The sequence below is a fragment of the Actinomyces bowdenii genome, from assembly GCF_017592395.1.
Taxonomy (GTDB): domain Bacteria; phylum Actinomycetota; class Actinomycetes; order Actinomycetales; family Actinomycetaceae; genus Actinomyces; species Actinomyces bowdenii.
In genome coordinates this window covers 46,276-67,720 of the sequence record NZ_JAGFOU010000015.1, presented here as the reverse complement: position 1 = coordinate 67,720, position 21,445 = coordinate 46,276, and the positions used below count along the sequence as shown (strand labels likewise).

Here is a 21,445-nt window from a genome sequence, read left to right as displayed (position 1 = left end):
CCAGGGAAGGTGTCAGATGGTTTGTGTAAGGGGTGTGATCTGAAGCTGAAGGAGATGAGAGCGTAAGTGTGGATGAGGAGCGGGTTGAAACTCGCAAGCGGCAGCGTCAGATCGCTGAGGAACTTAAGGCCTGCGGAGCGTTGTGAGATCTTGAAGGTTATTCTGGGGCGTGTGTGGGCATGATTGGCTCGGCGTGTTAACTGGGACGGCTCGTTGATCTGAGAGAATCAGATTGTAAACGGAGACCTTTCAGGAACGGGCGGTCATGGGCATAGGGTATCATAGGGTTGGAAAGGGATGCAGTTGAGTCGTCTGGTGGGGTTGGTGGTGGGTGATGATGAGATAGCCCTGGCGCCAAGGATCCTGGGCTCCATGGGGGCGGTGCGGGCGACTTTGATGTACCTGCGCACCAATGCTTCTCAGGAGGCGATCGCCGATGTCATGGGCGTGTCCCAGCCTACGATCTCACGAGCGATCGCTGTGGTCAACCGGATCATCGCCAGGGTTCTGGGGATGGTGCTGGCCACCGCCGAGGATGTCCCCCGCGCGGGCCTGCACATCATTGACGGCACGCTTCTGCCTTGCTGGAGCTGGAAGGGGACCTGCCCTCGGGGTGGGCCCAGGGCCTCCAGTTCGTCGGTGCTCAGGTCGGTGGCGTGCTCCCTTATCGCATCAGGCTGCGCCCTGCCGGCCGGCACCCCGGTGACGGTCAGGGACAGGATCGTGGGAAGGTCGTGGCGCACATCGCGCCGGTCCCTGGGATCGATCACCTCTTGCAGGGCCTGGGTCAGGGGCTGGCGTGATAGAGCGGTCGTGGCGGAAGACAACATCGGCGCGGGCTCCCCTGGGACTGGGTTGACGAGACACCACTCATCGTCCCTGCGGGGACCGCGTCCCCTTCCCAGCGACATACCTCCTGTCAAACGAGTTCAACCACCCTCACCCACCAGCTTTGCCGGCCTCCGGATCTTCTGAGAACCTGAAACGCTGGCCGATGGGCGGGCGCGGTGCCGTCGTCATGTTGCCGGTATGATGCGCACGCCGCGCCCGGGCTCGGATATGATGCGGCAATGACGGATATCAAGAGCGAACCGGTCGCGGCGGGAGACAGTGTTGTTCCCGGCTCCCGCGTGCGCAGCCGTCTGGCCTGGTTCGGCGCCCGCGGCCACGCCACCCCGGCGGCCATCGAGCCGCTCCTGCGCGCGGTGCGCGCCAACCACCCCAAGGCCGATACCAGCCTCATCGTGCGCGCCTACGAGGTGGCCGACAAGGCGCACGCCGGTCAGCGCCGCAAGTCGGGGGAGCCCTACATCACCCACCCCGTGGCGGTGGCCACCATCCTGGCCGAGCTGGGGATGACCCCCCAGACCCTGGCGGCAGCGGTCCTGCACGACACGGTGGAGGACACCGACTACAGCCTGGAGCGCCTGCGCGCCGACTTCGGCGACGAGATCGCCCTGCTGGTGGACGGGGTCACCAAGCTCGACAAGCTCCAGTACGGGGACGCCGCCCAGGCCGAGACGGTGCGCAAGATGATCATCGCCATGTCCCGGGACATCCGGGTGCTGGTCATCAAGCTGGGCGACCGCCTCCACAACGCCCGCACCTGGAAGTACGTCTCGGCCGAGAGCGCGGCCCGCAAGGCCAAGGAGACCCTGGAGATCTATGCCCCCCTGGCGCACCGCCTGGGCATGAACACCATCAAGTGGGAGCTGGAGGACCGCTCCTTCAGGGCCCTGTACCCGGGGGTCTACGAGGAGATCGAGCACATGGTGGCCGAGCGGGCCCCGGCCCGCGAGGAGTACCTGCGCCAGGTGCGCCTCCAGATCGAGGAGGACCTGCGGGTCAACAGGATCAAGGGCGTGGTCACCGGGCGGCCCAAGCACTACTACTCGATCTACCAGAAGATGATCGTGCGGGGCAAGGACTTCGACGACATCTACGACCTGGTGGCGGTGCGGGTGATCGTGGACTCCATCCAGGACTGCTACGCCGTCCTGGGGGCGCTGCACTCGCGCTGGACGCCGATGAGCGGCCGCTTCAAGGACTACATCGCGGTGCCCAAGTTCAACCTCTACCAGTCCCTGCACACCACGGTGGTGGGCCCGGGCGGCAACCCCGTGGAGATCCAGATCCGCACCCACGAGATGCACCGCATGGCGGAGTACGGCGTGGCGGCCCACTGGAAGTACAAGGAGAACCCCAACGCCTCGGGCCCCAGCCCCAGGAACGGCCCGCCCGGGGAGGGCGACCAGGGCGAGATGGGCTGGCTGCGCCAGCTCCTGGACTGGCAGAAGGAGACCCAGGACCCCGCCGAGTTCCTCGAGGCGCTGCGCTACGAGATGGCCGGCACCCAGGTCTACGTCTTCACCCCCAAGGGGGACGTGCGCTCCCTGCCCTCGGGGGCCACGCCCGTGGACTTCGCCTACTCGGTCCACACCGAGGTCGGCCACCGCACCGTGGGCGCCCGGGTCAACGGCCGCCTGGTCCCCCTGGACACGCGCCTGGAGAACGGCGACACCGTGGAGGTCTTCACCTCCAAGGCCGTCAATGCGGGTCCCTCCAGGGACTGGCTGAGCTTCGTGGGCTCGACCCGGGCCCGCAACAAGATCCGCTCCTGGTTCTCCAAGGAGAGGCGCGAGGAGGCCATCGAGGAGGGCAAGGGCGCGATCGCCCGGGCCATGCGCAAGCAGAACCTGCCCATCCAGCGGCTGATGAACCACGACTCGCTCATGGACGTGGCCAAGACCCTGGACAAGGTGGACATCGAGGGCCTCTACGCCGCGGTGGGCGAGGGGCACATCTCCGCCCAGCACGTCGTCGACACCCTGGTCTCGGCCATGGGCGGGGAGGCCGGCGCCGAGGAGACCCTGGCCGAGGGGGTGCTGCCCAGCCGGGCGGCGGGACACCGCCGCCCCCGCACGGCCGATGCCGGGGTGGTCGTGGCCGGGATGGATGAGGGGGACGTCTACGTCAAGCTCGCGCGCTGCTGCACCCCGATGCCCGGGGACCCGATCGTCGGCTTCATCACCCGCGGCTCGGGCATCTCGGTGCACCGCGCCGACTGCCAGAACGTCGAGCAGCTCGAGCGCGAGCCCGAGCGGATCGTGGGCGTCAGCTGGGCCCAGCAGGCCCACTCCGCCTACCTGGTCCAGCTGGAGGTGGAGGCCCTGGACCGCGGCGGGCTCCTGGCCGACATCACCCGGGCCCTGGCCGATGCGCATGTCAACCTCGTCAGCGCCAACATCGCCACCAGCAGGGACCGGGTGGCCAAGGGCCGCTTCGTCGTCGAGCTGGCCGAGGCCGGTCACCTGGACCACATGCTGGCCGCCCTGCGTCGCATCGACGGCGTCTTCGACGCCCGCCGGACCCTGTCCTCAACGAGGCGCGTCAACGGCTGACCCCCTCTGGGAGGGCATGAGGGACTCGATGATCCCGGCGGCGCGCGGGCGGCCCGCGGCGGCGCCGCCCCGGCAGTGGGACAGCGCCAGGAACAGGGCGACCCGGCTGACGCCCGCGCCCCGGGCCGTCAGGATCGCCGCGACGGCCTCGCAGGCGGGGGCGGTGCGCGCCACGTCGACGGCGGCCCGTGCCAGGGTGGCGCAGCGCTGGCCCCCCACCGCGACGATATCCATGCGCGGCAGGTGGGCGCGGTGGATCCGGTGCCCCTTCCACCGGGACCGGTCCTTCTCATCCACGCAGACCACCAGGCTGCGGGGAGGCGGGCCGCCGGCATGCACCCACAGGGCGTTGGCGCCCAGCAGGACGCAGTCGGTGAGCAGGAAGGGGGCCAGCGCTGCCACGCGCCCGGCCGGGGTGCGCAGCGTGTCGATGGGGCAGGGGCGGCCCAGGACGGGCACGAGGATCTGCTCATCGAGTCCGGGGCAGCGCAGGAGGCTCAGCTCATCCTCCTGGGCCGCCTCCAGGATGGGGCTAAGGGGCCGGGGCTCCAGGTGGGCCAGGGCCGCGCGGGCGGGGACGCGCAGGCTCCGGGAGCCGCGCCTGCCGCTGCGCATCGGGGGGCTGTCAGGCGAGTGGGGGGATGGGCGAGCCGGCGGGGGCGCGGGGGAGGAGGCCATGCCCCATGGTGCAGCCCGGCGGCACGGGGGCGCAGCGCGAGCCGAGGGTCTGTGGATAACCTGCCCGGAGGCCGCCCGCCTTGACCCTCACGCAGCGTCAGGCGCCAGGGTGGAGGGGTGGGAGATGCTCTGCTCATGGAGGACGACGACCACCGCCGCGGGACCGCCCGCAGCGGCATCGCGCGCAACGGCGGCGCCGGCATGACCGTGGGCGCGGCGGCCGGCCTGCTGGGGATCAGCGTTCGCACCCTGCACCACTGGGACGCCATCGGGCTGGTCAGGCCCTCGGGGCGCAGCCTGTCGGGCTACCGCCTCTACTCGGAGGCCGATGTGGCCCGGGCCTAGCAGGCACTGGTCTACCGGGCCACCGGGATGCCCCTGGCCCGTGTCAGGCAGGTCCTCGACGACCCGCGGGCCGACGCCTGGGCGCACCTGGCGCGCCAGCGCGAGCTGCTTGAGGAGCGCATCGCACGGCTGGCGCGGATGGTCCGCGCCGTGAACACCATGATGGAGACGATGATGGAGCGCCAGGACAGCAAGGACGGGCTGACCGTCCAGGAGCAGGCGGAGATCTGGGGAGCCGACTGGGATCCGGCCTACGCCGAGGAGGCCGAGCAGCGCTGGGGGGACGCCGAGGACTGGGCCGAGTCGGCCCGCCGTCAGGCGCTCATGTCCAAGGCCGACTGGATGGAGGCCCATGAGGCCACCGAGAGCCTGGAGGCCGATCTGGCCGAGGCCTTCATCCAGGGCGCCGCCCCGGGAAGCGCGCAGGCCAATGAGCTGGCCGAGCGCCACCGTGCCGAGCTCAACCGCTGGTTCGATGTCACCGTGGCCAAGCAGGTGATCATCGCCCGCGGCTATGTGGCCGACGAGCGCTTCGCCAGGCACTACGACCGGCGCGCCGAGGGGCTGGCCTCCTGGCTCAAGGAGGTCATCGATGCCAACGCGGCCGCCCAGGGGGTCGACCCCGCGGCCGCCCGGTGGGGCTGAGCCGCGGCCCCCTCGATCTCGTGCCCCAGCCCTCGATCTCGTGGGTCGGAGGTACGAGATCGAGGGCTGGGGCACGAGAGCGGCACGGGCTTCCCGGTGCCTGGGGCCGGTCAGGCCTTGGCCGAGCGGCGAACCTGGTCGAGCCAGGCGCGCCGCGCCGTCAGGGCGGCCTCGGCCTCGGCGACCTTCTTGGCATCGCCTGAGGCCTGAGCCTCCTGCAGGTCCTTCTCCAGGGAGGCGATGGCGTCCTCCAGCTGGCCCGCCAGCCCCTCGGCCCGGGCCTTGGTCTCGGGGTCGGTGCGGCGCCACTCGGCGTTCTCGGCCTCGCGGATGGCGTCCTCGACGGCGCGCATGCGCCCCTCGATGCGGCGCATGGCCGAGCGGGGCACACGGCCGGCCTCCTCCCAGGCGTCCTGGATGGGGCGCAGGGCCTTCTTGGCGGCCTTGACGTCCTTGATCGGCAGGAGCGCCTCGGCCTTGGCCACCAGGGCCTCCTTGACCTTGAGGTTCTCGGCGAACTCGGCGTCGACGGCCTCATCCTTGGCGCGGCGCGCGTCGAAGAAGACCTGCTGGGCGGCGCGGAATCGGGCCCACAGGGCGTCGTCCTCCTTGCGGGAGGCGCGCCCGGCCCTCTTCCACTCCGCCATGAGGTCGCGGTACTTCGCGGAGGTCCCGGCCCAGTCGGTGGAGTGCTGGATCTCCTCGGCCCGCTTGATGAGCGCCTCCTTGGCGGCCTTGACCTTGGACTGCTTGGCGTCCAGCTCGCTGAAGAACTGGCGGCGGTGGCGGTCGAAGGTGGTGCGGGCGTGGGAGAAGCGCTTCCACAGGCCGTCCTCGGAGCCGCGGTCCAGGCGCGGCCCGCGGCGCTGGGCCTCCTTCCAGGTCTCCAGCAGCTCGCGCAGCTCGGCACCGGAGTTCTTCCACTGGGTGCGGGCGGGGTCCTGGGCCGCGATGGCCTCGGCCCGCTCCACGATCGCCGTGCGGTCCTTGAGCGCCTGCTCCTTGGCGGCGGCACGCTCGGCGGCCACGGCGGCGCGACGCTCGGCGGCCACTGTGCGCAGGGCGGCGAAGCGGGCGCGCAGCCCCTCCAGGTCGCCCACGGCCGCGGGCTGGGCCAGGGACTCCTCGATGGACTTCAGGGTGGAGTCGATCTCGCGCACGCTCAGGTGGGGCAGGCGGGTGGCGAACAGGTCGATGGTGGCCTTGAGGTCCAGGTACCGGCGCACGTAGAAGGCCATGGCCTCGGCCACGGGGGCATCGGGGAACTGGCCGACCTCGCGCTCGGCGCCGCCGTCCTGCACGAAGACCCTGCCCTCGCCGTCCACGCGGCCCCACTTGGCGGCGTCCATGGCCTCCTGGGGGTCGACGGGGGTCTCGGGGGCGGTCGCAGTGGTGCTGGCGGCGGCCGGCGCGGGCGCTCCCGCCTCGCCCGGGGCGGCGGAGGCGCCCGGGCCCTCCGGGGAGTCCTGCTCCGGCGCGGGCTCGGCCGTCGGGGACTCCTCGGCCCGGGCCGTGCCCTGGGAGGGCCCCGGCGCACCGGGGGCATCGTCCTGGGCGGGCTCATCGGCAGCAGTCGGTGCTGAGGCCTCCTGGGCGCGGTCGGCCGGGGGCTCGGGGGACTCGGGATCCTGGGGCCCGGCCTCGGTGGCCGGGGCGGCCGCCTGCGCCTCAGCCGGGGGCTCGGCCGGGGAGGCGGTGAGGGGGGCGCTGGTCCCGCTGTTGCTGGTGGCATCGTCGATGGCGGGGTCCTGCGCCTGCGCGGTGGACGCGGCAGTGGGGTTCAGCTCGCTGCTGGGCTGGTTCTGCTCGGTCACGGGGTGCTCCTTCATGTTGTGACGGGGTTGGGAGCATCTCCTGCTCCACTTCCGTGCGCGCCCGGTATCACCGGGTGGTGTACGTGCCGCCGGAGGGCGGCAGTGCCCCGGAGTCTACGTGCTCGCGACCCGCCAGTCAGGCCTCGATCCGGGTCTCATCGGCACAGGCGCCTCCCGCGGCCGGGCGTTGCACATCTTCGGGGCCCGGCAGGGGGCGCGGCTGAGGCGCTTCGTTGGAATCACGCCGATGACCGAGCCGGCGCGGGCGTGAGGATGTGCCACGGCAGGGGGCGGCCCCGCCGCATGCCCGCTCGCGCCCGCAGGGGGCCGGCGGCCACCGGCTGGGGCAGGTCGGGCGACACTTCGCGACAAGGGCGTCACTTCGCGGAAGAGGCGACACCTGCAAGGTGCGTCCATTCCGCGAAGCGACGCCCAATCCGCCGAGCGACGCCCTACTGAGCGCCCTGGGCCTCGGCGTCGTCGGCCTCCAGGGCCAGGACCGGGCGCAGCGGCACCAGGGCGTGCCACCTGGGGGGCAGCCGGTCGTAGTGGGCGGCGAACAGGCCGGTGACCTCGGCGCCGCCCAGGAGCCGCAGGCCCGGGCTCTCGGCCTCCAGCGCCGCCGCCTGAGCCGTCCAGGAGCCCAGGGCCACCAGGAGCCCGCGCTCGCCCGCGCTCATGGCCCCCAGGAGTGCCTGGGCCTCGGGGCGGCCGGCGGGGATGTCGGTGTGCAGGCAGCGGACCTTGGTCGCGGGCCCCTCCAGCCCCAGGGCGTCGCGGTGGGCCAGGAGGTCCACCGCCGCCTCGCCCGGGCGGTAGCAGGGGCGGGTGTGGTACCCCATGGCCTGGAGCAGGTCGGCCACGAGGGCGGTGAACTCCGAGCGGCTGATGCCGTGCACGAGCCGATCGGCGATGACATCGAGGGTGCGCTGCTCGATGCGCTCGGCGTCGGGGAAGGGCTCCCGCGCCTCCTGAGCGTCCCAGGAGGAGTCCGCTCCCTGGTCGGCGCCGGGCCCCTGGGCCTCGCGGCGATGGGCGGCGAAGGCCTCCTGGGTGGGGGCGGACAGGAAGGCCTCGATCTCCGGGGCGCTCCTGGTGACCTGGAAGAAGGTGGAGCGCGAGTCGATCTCGTCGCGCAGGTCGCGGGAGAAGACGGAGCGGGCCACTCCCGTGCGCCGCCATCGCACCGCCACCCGGTGGCGGTGCTCGGGGGCCTCGGACTCGTAGTAGTAGGGGCCCGCCACCCGGCCGAAGCTCAGGGTGCGGGTGGCGGGGTCGGGGGCGATGACGACGTCGCCGGGCGCCATGGCGTGCACGAAGCAGTAGAGCTGGTCGGCCCGATCGGTGACCACGGCGGACCCGGCCCGCGGATAGGCCTGGGCGACGGCCTCGGCGAAGGCCTCGGGGGAGGCCTCGCAGGTCTGCAGGTCGGGGGTCGGATCGAAGCCCACGGAGACGAAGCCCGTGCTGCCGTCGCCCAGCAGCTCGCCGTGCGGAATCGTGGTGTTGCGGATGCCCCAGATGCTCATGCCTCTTCTCCCTGCCTTGTTCGGAAAGGAGAATCTACCGCCTCATCCTTGTCCGATCGCCACGACCTACCGCATCACGGATGTGTCACGGAGCACCCCGCTGCCCCATCCGCTGCGTCGAGCGCCGGCGCCTCCGCCCGGAGGCCACGGGCACGTAGTCTGGGCGGCATGATCATCGAGCGCACGATCGCCCCCGTCTTCGCCGCCAACTGCTACGTGCTCGCGCCCGGCCCGGGCACCGCGGCCCTCGTGGTCGACCCCGGGGCGGGCGCGGTGCCCGGCATCCTGGCACTGCTGCGCTCCCACCGCCTGACCCTGGGCGCCATCCTGCTCACCCACGGGCATGCCGACCACGTGTGGGACTGCCAGCAGCTCATCGAGGCCGCCCACGCCGGGGGCATGCTGCGCGCCGACGACGCCGTCGACGTCCCCGTCCACATCCCCGCCCCCGACCGCTACCGCCTGGAGGACCCCGGCGCGACCACCGGCATCAGCGTCCAGGGCCTGGGCTTCGCCGATCTGGCGGGCACCGCCTGGCGGGCCCCCCGGGACATCCGGGACTTCCCCGCCGAGGGCTTCTCCCGGGCCGTCGAGCTCGTCCCGGGAATCGCCCTGCAGGCCGTGGCCGCGCCCGGGCACTCCGAGGGCTCCAGCCTGTTCCTGCTCAACGCCTCCCTGGCCGAGAGCGCCCTGCTCCACGAGGCCGAGGTCCCCGAGGTCATGGAGGCAGACCCCTCCACCCTCGATGAGCCCCGCGACTACCTCGTGGCCCTCGACGGCGACGTCATCTTCAAGGGGGCGGTGGGCCGCACCGACCTGCCCGGAGGCGACCAGGTCCAGATGCTGGGGACCCTGCGCTTCCTGGCCACCGCCCTGGCCCCGCAGACGGTGCTGCTGCCGGGCCACGGCGCCGCCACGACCATGGCCCACGAGCACCACGCCAACCCCTACCTGGCCGAGGCCAAGGTCCGCGGGGGCGACCTCAAGGCCTGAGGCCGGGCCCGGCCCGCCGCCATGACATGACACAATGCCGTCCATGGCACAGGAACCGGCACAGGCACGACTCGCGCAATCCTCCCTCTCCGGCTTCCCCGAGTGGCTCCCCGCGGGGCGCCTGGTGGAGCAGTCCTTCGTGGACGCCCTGCGCCGCACCTTCGAGCTGCACGGCTTCAGCGGCATCGAGACCCGCGCCGTGGAGCCCCTGAGCGAGCTGACCCGCAAGGGCGAGACCTCCAAGGAGGTCTACCTCCTGACCCGCCTGCAGGCCGACCCCGCCGAGCAGGACGGGCAGGAGGGGACGGCGGACCCCGCCAAGCAGCTGGGACTGCACTTCGACCTGACCGTCCCCTTCGCCAGGTACGTCGTGGACAACGCGGGCACCCTCACCTTCCCCTTCAAGCGCTACCAGATCCAGAAGGTCTGGCGCGGTGAGCGCCCCCAGGAGGGCCGCTTCCGCGAGTTCATCCAGGCCGACATCGACATCGTGGGCGACGGCGCCCTGCCCCTGCACTACGACGTCGAGATCCCCCTCATCATGCACGAGGCGCTAGCGGCCCTGCCCATCCCCGAGGTGACCATCCATGTGTCCAACCGCAAGGTCGCCCAGGGCTTCTACCAGTCCATAGGCCTGGGCCGCGACCAGCTCATCGAGGTGCTGCGGGTGGTGGACAAGCTCGACAGGATCGGGGCCGAGGGCGTGCGCCGCGAGCTCGTCTCCTCGGTGGGCGCCACCCCCGAGCAGGCCGAGCGCGCCCTGGACCTGGCCGGGATCAGCGGCACCGACGCCCGGGAGGTGGCCCGGGCCGTGCGCAGCGCCCTGGGCGGCGCCGAGCCCAGCGCCCTGCTCGCCGAGGGCCTGGAGGAGCTCTCCGACCTGCTGGCCGCGGCCGCTGCGCGCCGCCCCGGCGCCCTGGTGGCCGATCTGCGGATCGCCCGCGGGCTGGACTACTACACCGGCACCGTCTACGAGTCCTTCATGGCCGGCCACGAGGACCTGGGCTCGGTGTGCTCCGGGGGCCGCTACGACTCCCTGGCCACCAATGGCAAGCGCACCTTCCCCGGCGTGGGCATCTCCATCGGGCTGTCGCGCCTGCTGTCCCGGGTCATCAGCGCGGGCCTGCTGGAGGTCAGCCGGCCGGTGCCCACCTGCGTGCTCGTGGCCGTTGCCGATGAGGAGCACCGCGGCGCCTCCGATGCCGTGGCCGATGCGCTGCGCTCCCGCGGCATCAGCGCCGACGTCGCCCCCACGGCGGCCAAGTACGGCAAGCAGATCAGGTTCGCCGCCAAGCGCTCCATCCCCTACGTGTGGTTCCCCGGCCAGGAGGGCCCCGACTCCGTCAAGGACATCCGCAGCGGGGAGCAGGTGGAGGCCAGCGCCTCGACCTGGCAGCCGTCCCAGCACGATGCCGCCCCCCGGGTCCTGCCTGCCGGCGTCCCGGCCGGCACGCCAGCAGGCACTGCGCCCACCGCTGAACCTGCACCGGCGGCGGACGGGCCGCGATGATCGGCCCCGCCCACGAGCCCGGGCCCGGTCCGCGGCAGGCGCAGGAGGCCGGGGGACTCGCCCCTGCGCAGAGCGCCGTGACCGGCCTGCGCGACCGGCTCGCGGGCCTGGAGCTGCCCTACGCCCTGCCCGGGGCCCAGGCCGCCGTCTCCCGCAGCGGCCTGGTGCGCGACCAGCTGGGGGACTACATCCTGCCCCGCCTGGTCAGCCTGGAGGCGCCCCTCCTGGCCGTGGTGGGAGGGTCCACCGGCGCGGGCAAGTCCACGCTGGTCTCCTCCCTCGTGGGCCGGCATGTCAGCCTCAGCTCCGCGATCCGGCCCACCACGCGGCGCCCCCTGCTGCTGCACGCCCCCGAGGACGCCCCCTGGTTCGATGACGACCGGGTCCTGGGCTCCCTGGCCCGCGTGCGCGTGCCCGAGGACGCCCCCGCCAGTCCTCCGACCGCCCAGACCCCCCGCGAGCTCGAGCTGCGGGCCTGCTCGGTGCTGCCCCACGGCCTGGCGCTGCTCGACGCCCCGGATATCGACTCGGTGGTCGAGGACAACCGGGAGCTGGCGGCGGGCCTGCTGGCCAGCGCCGACCTGTGGATCTTCGTGACCACCGCCTCCCGCTACGCCGACGCCGTGCCCTGGGAGCACCTGCGGGCCGCCTCGGCCCGGCGGGTGACCACCGCCGTCGTCCTGGACCGGGTGCCCCCCGGGGCCCAGCAGCCGGTGGAGGCCGACCTGCGCCGCCGGCTGGATGAGGCGGGTCTGGCCGACTCCCCGGTGTTCACCATCGTCGAGACCGCCATGGATGAGCGGGGCCTGCTGCCCGCCCACGTCATCGCGCCCCTCCAGCAGTGGCTGGGGGCTCTGGCGGCCGACGCCGATGCCCGCCGCCGCATCGCCCGGCGCACCCTGGCCGGGGCCCTGGCGGCGGCCCTGGCCCAGTGCCAGTCCCTCGTGGTCGAGGTGGAGATGCAGGAGGCGGAGTACGAGCGCCTGTCCCGGCTGGCGCAGGAGGAGCACGAGGGTGCTCTGGCGCGGGTGGTGGAGGCCACCGCCGACGGCTCCATGCTGCGCGGGGAGGTGCTGGCCCGCTGGCAGGAGTTCGTGGGGACCGGGGACCTGCTGCGCTCCCTGGAGGCCCACGTGGGCCGCCTGCGCGACCGGCTCACCGCCGCCCTGCGGGGCCGGCCCACTCCGGCGGCCCGGGTGGAGGAGGCCATCGAGTCCTCCCTGGTGGGGCTCATCACCGCCGAGGCCCAGCGCGCCGCCCTGGAGACCGAGCGGGCCTGGAGGCGCTCGGGCACCGCCGGGGAGCAGCTGGAGGCCGCCCTGGGCGCCCTGGCCCACCAGGGACCGCTGGAGGATGAGGCCGCCGCACTGGTGCGCCAGTGGCAGCAGGAGGTCCTGGGCCTCATCCGTGCCGAGGCGGCGGACAAGCGCCTGACCGCGCGCCTGCTCTCCCTGGGGGTCAACGGCGCGGGCGTGCTGCTGATGATCCTGGTCTTCGCGCACACCGGGGGGCTCACCGGTGGGGAGATCGGCATCGCGGGCGGCACCGCCGTCCTGGCCCAGCGCCTCCTGGAGGCGGTCTTCGGGGACCAGGCCATGCGCACGATGACCCGCCGCGCCCGCGATGATCTCAATGCCCGTGTCGCCGCCCTGCTCCAGGCCCGCAGCCAGGCCCTGACCGGCATGCTGCGCCGTCCCCGGCCGCAGGCCGAGGACCTGCGCCAGGCCATGGCGGCGGCTCGTCACGCCACCGCGCAGGCCCTGGGCCGGGGCGGGGCGGGGGAGGAGCCCTGATGCCCATCTCACGCACGCCTGACCCGGATCGGGCATCGGCAGCGGCCGCCGCCGACGCGGACCTGGATGACGGCCTGGGCGCCCTGGAGCGAGCCGTGGAGCTGGCGGCGGGCCTGGGCCTGCCACAGGACCACCTGGCCCCGGCCCGCGAGGTCATCATGCGGGCCGGCCATCGCCGCCGCCTGGCGCCCCAGGCCACCGTGGTGGCCCTGCTGGGGGCCACCGGATCGGGCAAGTCGAGTGTCTTCAACGCCCTGGCCGGCAGTGAGCTGGCCCGCGTGGCCGTCACCCGCCCCACCACCTCCCAGCCCCTGGCGCTCATCGGTCCCGGGCCGGTGGCCCCGGGAGTCCCGGCCCTGCTGGACTGGCTGGAGATCGGCCAGCGGGTCCAGCAGCCCGGCCCCGCGCAGGGCGGTGCCCCGGGAGCCCCGGCCCTGGGCGCTGGGACCATCCTGCTCGACCTGCCGGATATCGACTCCGATGAGCCCGCGCACCGCGCCATCGCGCAGCGCCTGGCCGGCAGGGTCGACCTCCTGGTGTGGGTGCTCGACCCGGAGAAGTACGCCGACGGCGTGGTCCACCACGACTTCCTGGCGCCCATGGCGGCCCACGCCGAGGTCACCATCGTCGCGCTCAACCAGGTGGACCGACTCGACGAGCAGGCCCGCACCGCCGTCATGGAGGACCTCGCCCGGCTCCTGGAGCGGCAGGGCCTGGGCGGTGTCCCCATCATCGCCCTGAGCGCCCGCACGGGCAGCGGCATCGCCGAGCTGGCCGGCTCCATCGCCTCCCTCGCCCGGGCCCGCCTGGCCGCGGCCCGGCGCCTGAGCGCGGATATCCGCACCGCCGCCCGCGGCCTGCGCACCGCGCTCGGCCCGGCTGCGGGCGACCACGGCACCGGTGGTGCGGCCGGCGCCCGCCCGGAGTCCTCGGCGGCCCTCCCGCAGGCCGCCGAGCTGGAGGAGGCCGCGGCCAGGGCGGCGGGGGCCGATCTTGTGGCCGACGCCGTGGGCGGCGCCTACCGGCACCGGGCGCGCATCGCCGTGGGATGGCCGCCGGTGCGCTGGGTGGAGCGGCTGCGCCGGGACCCCCTGGGGGTCCTCCACCTGGGCCGCGCGGGTCAGCAGGCGGCGGCGGGGCGGGCCTCCGGCGCCGGCGGCGCCGAGGGCGCGCCCCTGCCGGCCAGCTCCCTTCCCCAGGCGCCTCCCGCGGCGGCCGGGGCCCTGCGCATGGCCGCCCACGCCTATGCCCAGCGGGCCTGCGCGGGCCTGCCCGCCCGGTGGGCGGGCGAGGCCGTGGCCCGCAGCGATGCGCGTGCCCAGGCCCTGGCCCCGCAGCTGGACGCGGCCGTGATGGCCACCGACCTGGAGCAGTCCCGCCCCCGGTGGTGGGCTGCCGCCAACGCCCTGCAGTGGCTGGCCCTCCTCACCGCCGTGGCGGGCGGCCTGTGGCTGGTGGCCCTCCACCTCATGGACCGCTACCTGCTCATCGCCGCCGACCCGCCCCGGTGGGGGCATGTGCCCTGGCCCGTTATCCTGCTGGTGGTGGGGATCGGCCTGGGCCTGCTGGTGGCCATCATCTGCGGCGGCATCGCCCGGGTGGCGGCGGCCCGGCGCTCCAGGAGGGCCCGGCGGCGCCTGGGCCGGCGGATCGGCGGGGTCATCGAGGAGCGGCTGGTGGCGCCCCTGGGGCAGGAGCTCGCCGCCTGGAGCGAGCTGGCCGGCCTCCTGGACCGCCTCGTCTGAGGCGGCCCTGCCGGCCGGCGGGCCCGCCCCGCCGCCTCACGCCTCCTGCGTGGGCACGCCGCGGGGCAGGGACTCGATGAACTCGGCCAGGGCCGTGCCCACGGAGTCGAAGATGTTGACCACCGCGTCCACGCCCCGCTCGCGCATGGCCTGGGCCTCGTCGTCGAACTGGGAGATGGCCAGGACCTGCCCATCGAACTTCGAGCGCTCCAGCCAGTCCAGGACGTGGAGGTTCGCCCCGGGCTCGGGCATGGCCAGGACCGCCTTGGTGGCGTGGACCGCATCCAGCTTGTCCCAGAAGGACTGGTCGGTGGCGTCGGCCTCGATGACGCGCCACCCGCGCCGGGAGAGCTCCTCGACCTTGGTGGTGTCGGAGTCGATGCCCAGGACGCCCTGCTCGCCGTCGTCGATGAGGCGCTGGTAGGTGGCCCGCCCCACCCTGCCCATGCCGAAGATGACGGTGCGCACGCCGGTGAGGTCCAGGGGCTGCTCCTCGGGGTGGAGCTGGGAGTCCAGGCGGGAGGGGAGCCGGTCGGTCATCCGCTGGACCAGGCGGGCCGGGTGGCGGTTGACCACGGAGGAGGCGATGAAGGACATGGCCAGCGCCAGGCTGATCGCGGCCGTCCACTCCCGGCCCACCAGGGCGTGCTCGGCGGCCACGGCCACCACGATGAGCGCGAACTCCGAGTATGCGGTCAGGGAGATGCCCGTGAGCACCGAGGTGCGCCGCCGCATCCCGAACACGCGCACCAGGCCGGTGTAGATGACCGCGCGCAGGGGCAGGAGCAGCAGGAGCACCCCCGCCAGGAGGAAGGCCCCCGCGCCGGGGATGCCGCCCAGGCCGATGGACAGGAAGAAGCCGATGAGGAGCAGCTCCTTGATGGTGAACAGCGCGCTGGAGAGCTCCTTGGCCGCCGGGTGGGAGGCGAACAGCACTCCGACCACCAGGGCGCCCAGGTCGCCGTCGATCCCCAGCAGGGAGAAGAGCAGGTAGCCCGGCAGCAGGGCCATGGAGATGCCGAACAGGGTGCGCATCTCGCGATGGTCGATGCGGTCCAGGACCCTGCCCAGCACTCGTCGCGCCGGCCAGAGCCCCACCAGCACCACCGCCCAGGGCGAGGGCATCTCACCGGAGACCACGGTCATGTACAGCACCGCGGCGATGTCCTGCAGGACGAGCACCCCGACGGCGATGCGCCCGTAGAGCGAGCTGAGGTCGTCGCGCTCCTCCAGGAGCTTGACGACGATGACCGTGGAGGAGAAGGACAGGGCGAATCCGAGGATGAGGACGCCAGCGGGGGTGATGGGCCCGACCCTGAGGCCCAGGAGGAGCAGCCCCGCGATGAGCGCGCTGCCCATCGCGCTCAGGGCCACCATCGCGCCCAGGGCGGTGCCCACGACCTCGCGGCGCGCCAGGATGCGCAGGTCGACCTTGAGCCCGATCATGAACAGCAGGACGGCCACGCCCAGCTCGCCCAGGACATGGACGAAGTCCAGGGAGGGCACGTGGGAGGCGTCCAGGAGGAAGCCGGCGGCCAGGAAGCCCACCAGGGGCGGCAGCCGCAGCAGGGTGGCGGCGAATCCGAGGACGACGACGGCGCACAGGTAGATGGCGGGAGTGAGGCCGGCGATGTGGGGGTCCAGAATCACGAGTGCCTTTCCGCTGTCTCCTGCGATACCACAGGGTGCCAACAGCGGCGCCACCTGGGATATTCCCGCCGCCGGCGCGGTCCTCCAGGACGGCGCCGGCGGCGGGGCCCGGGCTCAGCGGGCGTCGCGGTTGCCGCGGTGGCCGCCACCGCGGTTGCCGCCGAAGCGGCCCGAGCCGCGATCATCGCGTCCCGAGCGGTAGCCATCGCGGAAGTCGCGTCCGCCCCGGCCATCGTGGCCACCACGGCCGCCCCGATCGCGCCGGTCCTCCCAGCGGCGCCCGCCACGGCCCTCGAAGCCCCGCTCGTCGAAGCCGCGGCCGCCGCGCTCGCCCCGCTCCGCGCGCTCGCCGCGGTCCCAGCGCCCGCCGCGATCGCCCCGGTCCTCCCAGCGCCCGCCGCGCTCACCGCGCTCGCCGCGGTCCCAGCGCCCGCCGCGGTCCTCCCAGCGACGGCCACCACGGCCCTCGAAGCCGCGATCGCCGTCGCGACGGGGGCCCCCGCGGCGCTCGCCGCGGTCCTGGGGGCCGGACCAGCCGTGCCCGGGCCCCTGGTCGGGGCGGATGCGCAGCTCACGGCCGCCGAAGGTGGCCCGGCCCATCATGTCGAGCTGGTCGGGGGTCAGATCGGCGTGGATGGTGACCAGGGAGAAGGACTGCAGGATGTCGATCTTGCCGATGTCCGAGCCGCTGATGCCGCCCTCATTGGCCAGCGCGCCCACGATCGCCCCGGGCTGGACGCGGTCGCGGTGGCCGACCTCGACCCGGTAGACGGTGCCGGGGCCCTCGTGCTCGCGGCGCCCGCCGCGCGAGGCCCCGCGCTTGCCGTCGGGGCGCTGGCCGCGGCCCCGGTCCTGACGGCTGCCCTCGAAGGAGGCCGAGACGAAGGCGCCCTCGGAGTCCAGGTTCTCCTCGCGGCGGGGGCGCTGGCGCTGCTCGGCGTCCTGACGGCGCTGGGGGCCCTCGTCGCCCACGGCCAGGGCCAGGAGCGTGGCCGCGAGCTCCTCGGCCTCGATGCCCAGGTCGGCCGCGGTGGCCCGCACCAGGGGCAGGTACATGCCCAGGCGCCCGCGCTCGTGGCGGGCGGCGGCGCGGCTGAGCAGCTTGGCGGCGCGGTGCTCGGAGACATCGGCGGGGGAGGGCAGGGTGATCTCCTCCAGGCGGGTGCCGGTGAGGCGCTCGATCTGGCGGAGCTTGCTCTTCTCCTTGGGGGTCAGGAAGGTGACGGCCTCGCCACTGCGCCCGGCCCTGCCGGTGCGCCCGATGCGGTGGACGTAGGCCTCGGCCTCCCGGGGCACGTCGAAGTTGACCACCAGGCCGATGCGGTCCACATCCAGGCCCCGCGCGGCCACATCGGTGGCCACCAGGACGTCCAGGGTGCCGGCGCGCAGGCGCTCGACGAGGCGCTCGCGCTCGCGCTGGGGCACGTCCCCGGAGATGGCGGCGGCCTGGATGCCGCGCCCGGCCAGCTCGATGGCCACATCCTCCGCCGTGGACTTGGTGCGCACGAAGACGATGGCGGCCTGGGCGTCGGTGACGGCCAGGACGCGGGAGACCGCTCCGATCTTGTGGCGGAAGGGCACCACGGCGTAGGTCTGGCGGACCGTGGCCACGGTGGAGGAGGGGCGCGAGACCTCGACCTGGACCGGCTCGTGGAGGTGCTGGCGCGCCACCGCCTGGATGGCGGGGGGCATGGTGGCCGAGAACAGGGCGGTGCGGCGCTCCGAGGGCAGGGACTGCGCGATGGTCTCCACGTCGTCGGCGAAGCCCATGCGCAGCATCTCGTCGGCCTCGTCCAGGACGAAGTAGCGCACCCGGTCCAGGGCCAGGACGCCCTTGTCGATGAGATCGATGACCCGGCCGGGCGTGCCCACCACGACCTGGGCGCCGCTCCTGAGCGCGCCGATCTGGGGGCCGTAGGGGGCGCCGCCGTAGACGGCCACGACGTCCAGGCCGCGTGAGCGCGAGGCCATGTCGGCGATCGCCTCGGCGCTCTGCAGGGCCAGCTCGCGGGTGGGGGCCAGGACCAGGGCCTGGACCTCGGGATCGCGGGCGTCGACGGCGTCGAGCAGGGGCAGGCCGAAGGCGGCGGTCTTGCCGGTGCCGGTCTGGGCCACCCCCACGACGTCCCGGCCGGCCAGGAGCACCGGGATGGCCTCCTTCTGGATGGCGGTGGGCGTGAGGTAGCCCATGTCGGTCACCGCGCGCAGCAGGTCCGCGGGCAGGCCGAGGTCGGCGAAGGTGGTGCCGGCATCCGCCGACGGCTCCCCGCCGCCCTCGGCGCCGGCGCCCGGCCCGGCACCGGGCTCCGCCTCGGAGCCGGCCGGCTCGTCCTCGATGAAGGGGGCGTGCCCGTCGACCTCCTCCTCATCCATCTCGGCGCCGTCGTCCTCCTGCTCCGTGCTCTCGGGGCCCTCGGGGTCGGCCTCGGGCAGGTCGCGCTCGACGTCGTCCTCCTCGTCCTCATGCTCGACGTCCTCGGGATCGCCGGGGGTCTCCGAGGAGGGGGGAGTGGCGAAGTCCTGGGGCGAGCCGGGCGAATCCGGCGAGGCGACCGCGCCGGCCTCGGCGGTGGGCGGAGGGGCGACCTCGTCCCCGCCGTGGGAGGTCTCCGCGGCGAAGAGGGCGTCAAGGCTCAAGGGCTCGTTGCTGGTGCTCATGTTTTTCCCGTCTCTGCCCCCGCGACAGCGGGGACTGCTCTAAGGAGTGTGGGGGAGGGCGTGTGCCCTCCGCTCTTGCCGCACCTGGCCCACCACACTCGCCCTGCACCGGTGCTGGACAACGGTGACTGACGGACTTGACGCACAGACTCACGGGATGCTCGCCGGGCACCTGTGGTGCCGCGAGGCCCGAACGGGGTCAGCAGACGCGGATCGCTCCGGCGACGACTCTACGGCAGGTCCGATCGGCACGGCAGTGGTGCGGGGCCAGGTCACAGGTGAGGTCGGTTACCACATCCGGGGCAATGCTCCGCCCCTGGTGGCCCCCGGTGGGCCTCCGGGGCCCTCCCCGGTCCCGCTTCCCGGCCCGGGCGGCACCCCGACGGCAGCGGCGCATCCATTGTGACTGAACAGAGACCTGAATAACGAACGCGCTTCTTTGAACGATGAGTCCCATGGGATTTCCGGGGATTCCCGGCCGAAGACCGCGGGCCCGGGATCAACGGCCCGCCAGGCGCCGCGAGGAAAGGGCGGCCCGCCATCGGCCTGATGGCGCCTCCACGGCGCCACCGTCATCGAATCGCGACATCGGTGGCGATATCATGGGCCCGTGATGGGGCGCGAGGGGCCTCGGGGACGGGGGATTTCGGATCGTGCCCCTGCAACAGCCCGGGCATATCAGTGCGCCCATTCATTCTACCTATTTTGTCAGTGCTCAGGTGATGCCTTTGGGGCGTCCAGGAGCGTCCTTTGAACCGCCCACGAACGGTACGACCCGATGCGACTCTCACAGCGATCGAGCGCGGCCGGCGCTCTGCGGAAGCGAGCCGGCGCCGCGCTGGTCGTGCCCGCTGCGCTCAGCGCCCTCCTGATGGCCCCGGCCGCTGGCAGTGCCGCGACCGGCGCTGAGGCGGCGCCCGGGGCGGTCGCCACCGCGCCGGCCTCGGGGGCCCCGGGCGCCGGGCCCGTGGAGGGCGCGCCCGCCGGGCCCGCCGAGCCAGGGGAGGCCGCCTGCGTCCCGGCCGCCGTCATCAACCTCCCCGGAGGCGGGCCGGCCCACGGCGCAGTGCCCGCCTACACCTCGGGCCAGGCCCTGTCCTTCGCGGCGACCGGCTGGTGCAGCGCTCCCGGCGCGGCGCTGCCCGACCCTGGGATCACGGTCAATCTCCATGGGCCCGATGAGGTCAAGAGGTACGAGACCGGCCATGTCCTCCTCCTCGTCCCCAGCGGTGAGGGCGCCGGCAGTGCCATCGGCTATCTGCCCTTCGACCAGCTCCTGGAGGAGGCCCGTGCTTTCAACCACGGCGCCGACATCCCCGGCACGGGGACCTTCAGCCTGACCCTCACCAGCGATGAGGACGTCGTGACCACGGGCGTCTTCACCGTCTCGGAGCCGGGCCCGTCCCCTTCGCCCGAGCCGGAGCCGACGCCGTCACCCGCTCCCGACCCGGAGCCGACGCCGTCCGCCTCCCCCGAGCCGGGCCCGGCTCCGACCACCGAGCCGACCGCCCCGCCCACAGGCGGGCCCACGGCCGGGCCCACGACCCCGCCCACGCCGGAGCCGCCCGGCCCCGAGCCGACCGTGCCGCCCACGGCCGGCCCCACAGGCGAGCCCACGGCCGCGCCGACCACGGCTCCCACCGTTGAGCCGACGTCGGCTCCCGGCCCCGAGCCGACGGTGATGCCCTCCGCCTCGCCGTCGCCGGAGCCGAGTCCCCGGCCCACGACCGGGCCCACGGACGAGCCCAGCCCAGAGCCCACGGCCGGGCCGACGGGTGGGCCCACGGACGAGCCCAGCCCAGAGCCCACGGCCGGGCCGACGGATGGGCCCACGACCGGGCCGGCCCCTGAACCGACCACCGGGACCGATGCGGAGCCGGGCCCGGAGCCGTCCGCGGCTCCGGAGCCCGCGCCCTCGGACGATCCCCCCGCGCCCCAGGACGACCCGCCCCCCGGGGCGGTCCGGCCCCCGGACCACTCCTCGGCGCTGAGCAAGGACAGCGAGGACATCGCCCCGCCCGCAGCCGCCCCCACGCTCCCCCCGGGCCCCGATCCCGAGCAGTCCCCGCAGCCCCTGGAGCCCGGCCTCGGGGGCCCCGGCGCCGAGGCCGGGGAGGCGCAGCAGCAGGGGCAGTCCCAGCCCCCGGCCGGTGACGATCCCCAGCAGCGGCCCGCCGGGACCCCGCGCGCGCCGGTCTCCAGCGCCTCGGAGCTGAGCGCCGACAATGCGGGCTCCCTGTCCGGCGCCCGCCAGGGGAACCTGGTCACGCTCATCCTCCCCTCCTCGGCGATCTCGCAGGGGGAGTGGGTCTCGGTCTTCGTCTTCCCCGGAGCCCGCAGCCCGGGCTGGGTGCAGGTCGACTCGACCAACTCGGTGGCCATCGACATCTCCGCACTCGACTCGGGCAGCTATGAGCTCGTGGTGGCCGATCGCGACAACGTCCTGCTGGGCTGGGCCCGGCTGGAGATCGCCGAGGCCTCCTCCAGGGCCGGTGACACCAGGCGGGCGCGCGTCCTGCCCGGCGCGCACGCCGCCGAGGGGCCCGGGTACATCGGGCCGGACGACTGGCTGCTCATCGGGGCCGGAGGGCTGCTGGCGCTGGGGGCCGCGAGCTTCCTGGTGGCGGCCCGCTCGGGGGTGGCCGCGCTGCGGGGCTGACGGCGGCGCGATTGCGGCGGCCGGT

The 21,445-nt window shown here is 73.9% G+C and carries 12 protein-coding genes and 1 pseudogene; 7 read left to right on the top strand and 6 right to left on the bottom strand.

Features of this window, described 5'->3' with window-relative positions; translation table 11 throughout:
• Window positions 1-419 precede the first annotated feature (419 nt).
• A complete protein-coding gene (locus tag J5X07_RS08000; protein WP_185732049.1) occupies window positions 420-830 on the bottom strand; it encodes a transposase family protein in 411 nt (136 codons plus the stop codon).
• Window positions 831-1,070: 240 nt separating this feature from the next.
• On the opposite strand from J5X07_RS08000, the gene J5X07_RS07995 reads away from it, so the two are divergent.
• On the top strand, window positions 1,071-3,401 hold the full coding sequence (locus J5X07_RS07995; RefSeq protein ID WP_124934057.1) for a RelA/SpoT family protein: 2,331 nt from the start codon (window positions 1,071-1,073) through the stop codon (window positions 3,399-3,401).
• Here J5X07_RS07995 and J5X07_RS07990 read toward each other — a convergent pair.
• On the bottom strand, window positions 3,378-4,016 hold the full coding sequence (locus J5X07_RS07990; protein ID WP_124934058.1) for a hypothetical protein: 639 nt from the start codon (window positions 4,014-4,016) through the stop codon (window positions 3,378-3,380). The two genes, J5X07_RS07995 and J5X07_RS07990, sit on opposite strands and share 24 nt — an antisense overlap.
• A gap of 264 nt (window positions 4,017-4,280) precedes the next feature.
• Between J5X07_RS07990 and J5X07_RS07985 the strand changes: the two are divergent.
• Window positions 4,281-5,069: pseudogene (locus tag J5X07_RS07985) on the top strand (MerR family transcriptional regulator).
• 110 nt (window positions 5,070-5,179) lie between these two features.
• On the opposite strand, the gene J5X07_RS07980 reads toward J5X07_RS07985, so the two are convergent.
• The gene (locus J5X07_RS07980) at window positions 5,180-6,898 is read right to left on the bottom strand and encodes a DUF349 domain-containing protein (protein WP_208479343.1); all 1,719 of its coding nucleotides are present in this window, start codon (window positions 6,896-6,898) and stop codon (window positions 5,180-5,182) included.
• A 437-nt stretch (window positions 6,899-7,335) separates the two neighbouring features.
• Window positions 7,336-8,412 carry a restriction endonuclease gene (locus tag J5X07_RS13270; protein WP_208479341.1) on the bottom strand — a complete coding sequence of 359 codons (1,077 nt, stop codon included), beginning with the start codon at window positions 8,410-8,412 and terminating at the stop codon, window positions 7,336-7,338.
• Window positions 8,413-8,580: 168 nt separating this feature from the next.
• Here J5X07_RS13270 and J5X07_RS07970 point away from each other — a divergent pair, with 168 nt between their 5' ends.
• The 4 genes from J5X07_RS07970 to J5X07_RS07955 are packed head-to-tail and all read left to right on the top strand — an operon-like array spanning window position 8,581 to window position 14,453.
• Window positions 8,581-9,405: an MBL fold metallo-hydrolase gene (locus J5X07_RS07970; RefSeq protein WP_208479339.1), complete on the top strand. Its 825-nt coding sequence runs from the start codon at window positions 8,581-8,583 to the stop codon at window positions 9,403-9,405.
• Between the two features lie 34 nt (window positions 9,406-9,439).
• Entirely contained in the window at window positions 9,440-10,915 is a 1,476-nt protein-coding gene (hisS, locus tag J5X07_RS07965; protein ID WP_208479337.1) for a histidine--tRNA ligase, read from the top strand.
• A complete protein-coding gene (locus J5X07_RS07960) occupies window positions 10,912-12,708 on the top strand; it encodes a dynamin family protein (protein ID WP_124934063.1) in 1,797 nt (598 codons plus the stop codon). Before hisS ends, J5X07_RS07960 begins: the two co-directional genes overlap by 4 nt.
• Window positions 12,708-14,453, top strand: coding sequence for a GTPase (locus tag J5X07_RS07955; RefSeq protein ID WP_208479336.1), 1,746 nt, complete (start codon window positions 12,708-12,710; stop codon window positions 14,451-14,453). Before J5X07_RS07960 ends, J5X07_RS07955 begins: the two co-directional genes overlap by 1 nt.
• Window positions 14,454-14,489: 36 nt before the next feature.
• Here the strand turns inward: J5X07_RS07955 and J5X07_RS07950 are convergent, their stop codons facing one another.
• Window positions 14,490-16,103: a cation:proton antiporter domain-containing protein gene (locus J5X07_RS07950; protein ID WP_341769434.1), complete on the bottom strand. Its 1,614-nt coding sequence runs from the start codon at window positions 16,101-16,103 to the stop codon at window positions 14,490-14,492.
• A gap of 114 nt (window positions 16,104-16,217) precedes the next feature.
• Window positions 16,218-18,761 carry a DEAD/DEAH box helicase gene (locus J5X07_RS07945; protein ID WP_208479334.1) on the bottom strand — a complete coding sequence of 848 codons (2,544 nt, stop codon included), beginning with the start codon at window positions 18,759-18,761 and terminating at the stop codon, window positions 16,218-16,220.
• 871 nt (window positions 18,762-19,632) lie between these two features.
• On the opposite strand from J5X07_RS07945, the gene J5X07_RS12995 reads away from it, so the two are divergent.
• Window positions 19,633-21,420, top strand: coding sequence for a hypothetical protein (locus J5X07_RS12995; RefSeq protein ID WP_243896604.1), 1,788 nt, complete (start codon window positions 19,633-19,635; stop codon window positions 21,418-21,420).
• Window positions 21,421-21,445 lie beyond the last annotated feature (25 nt).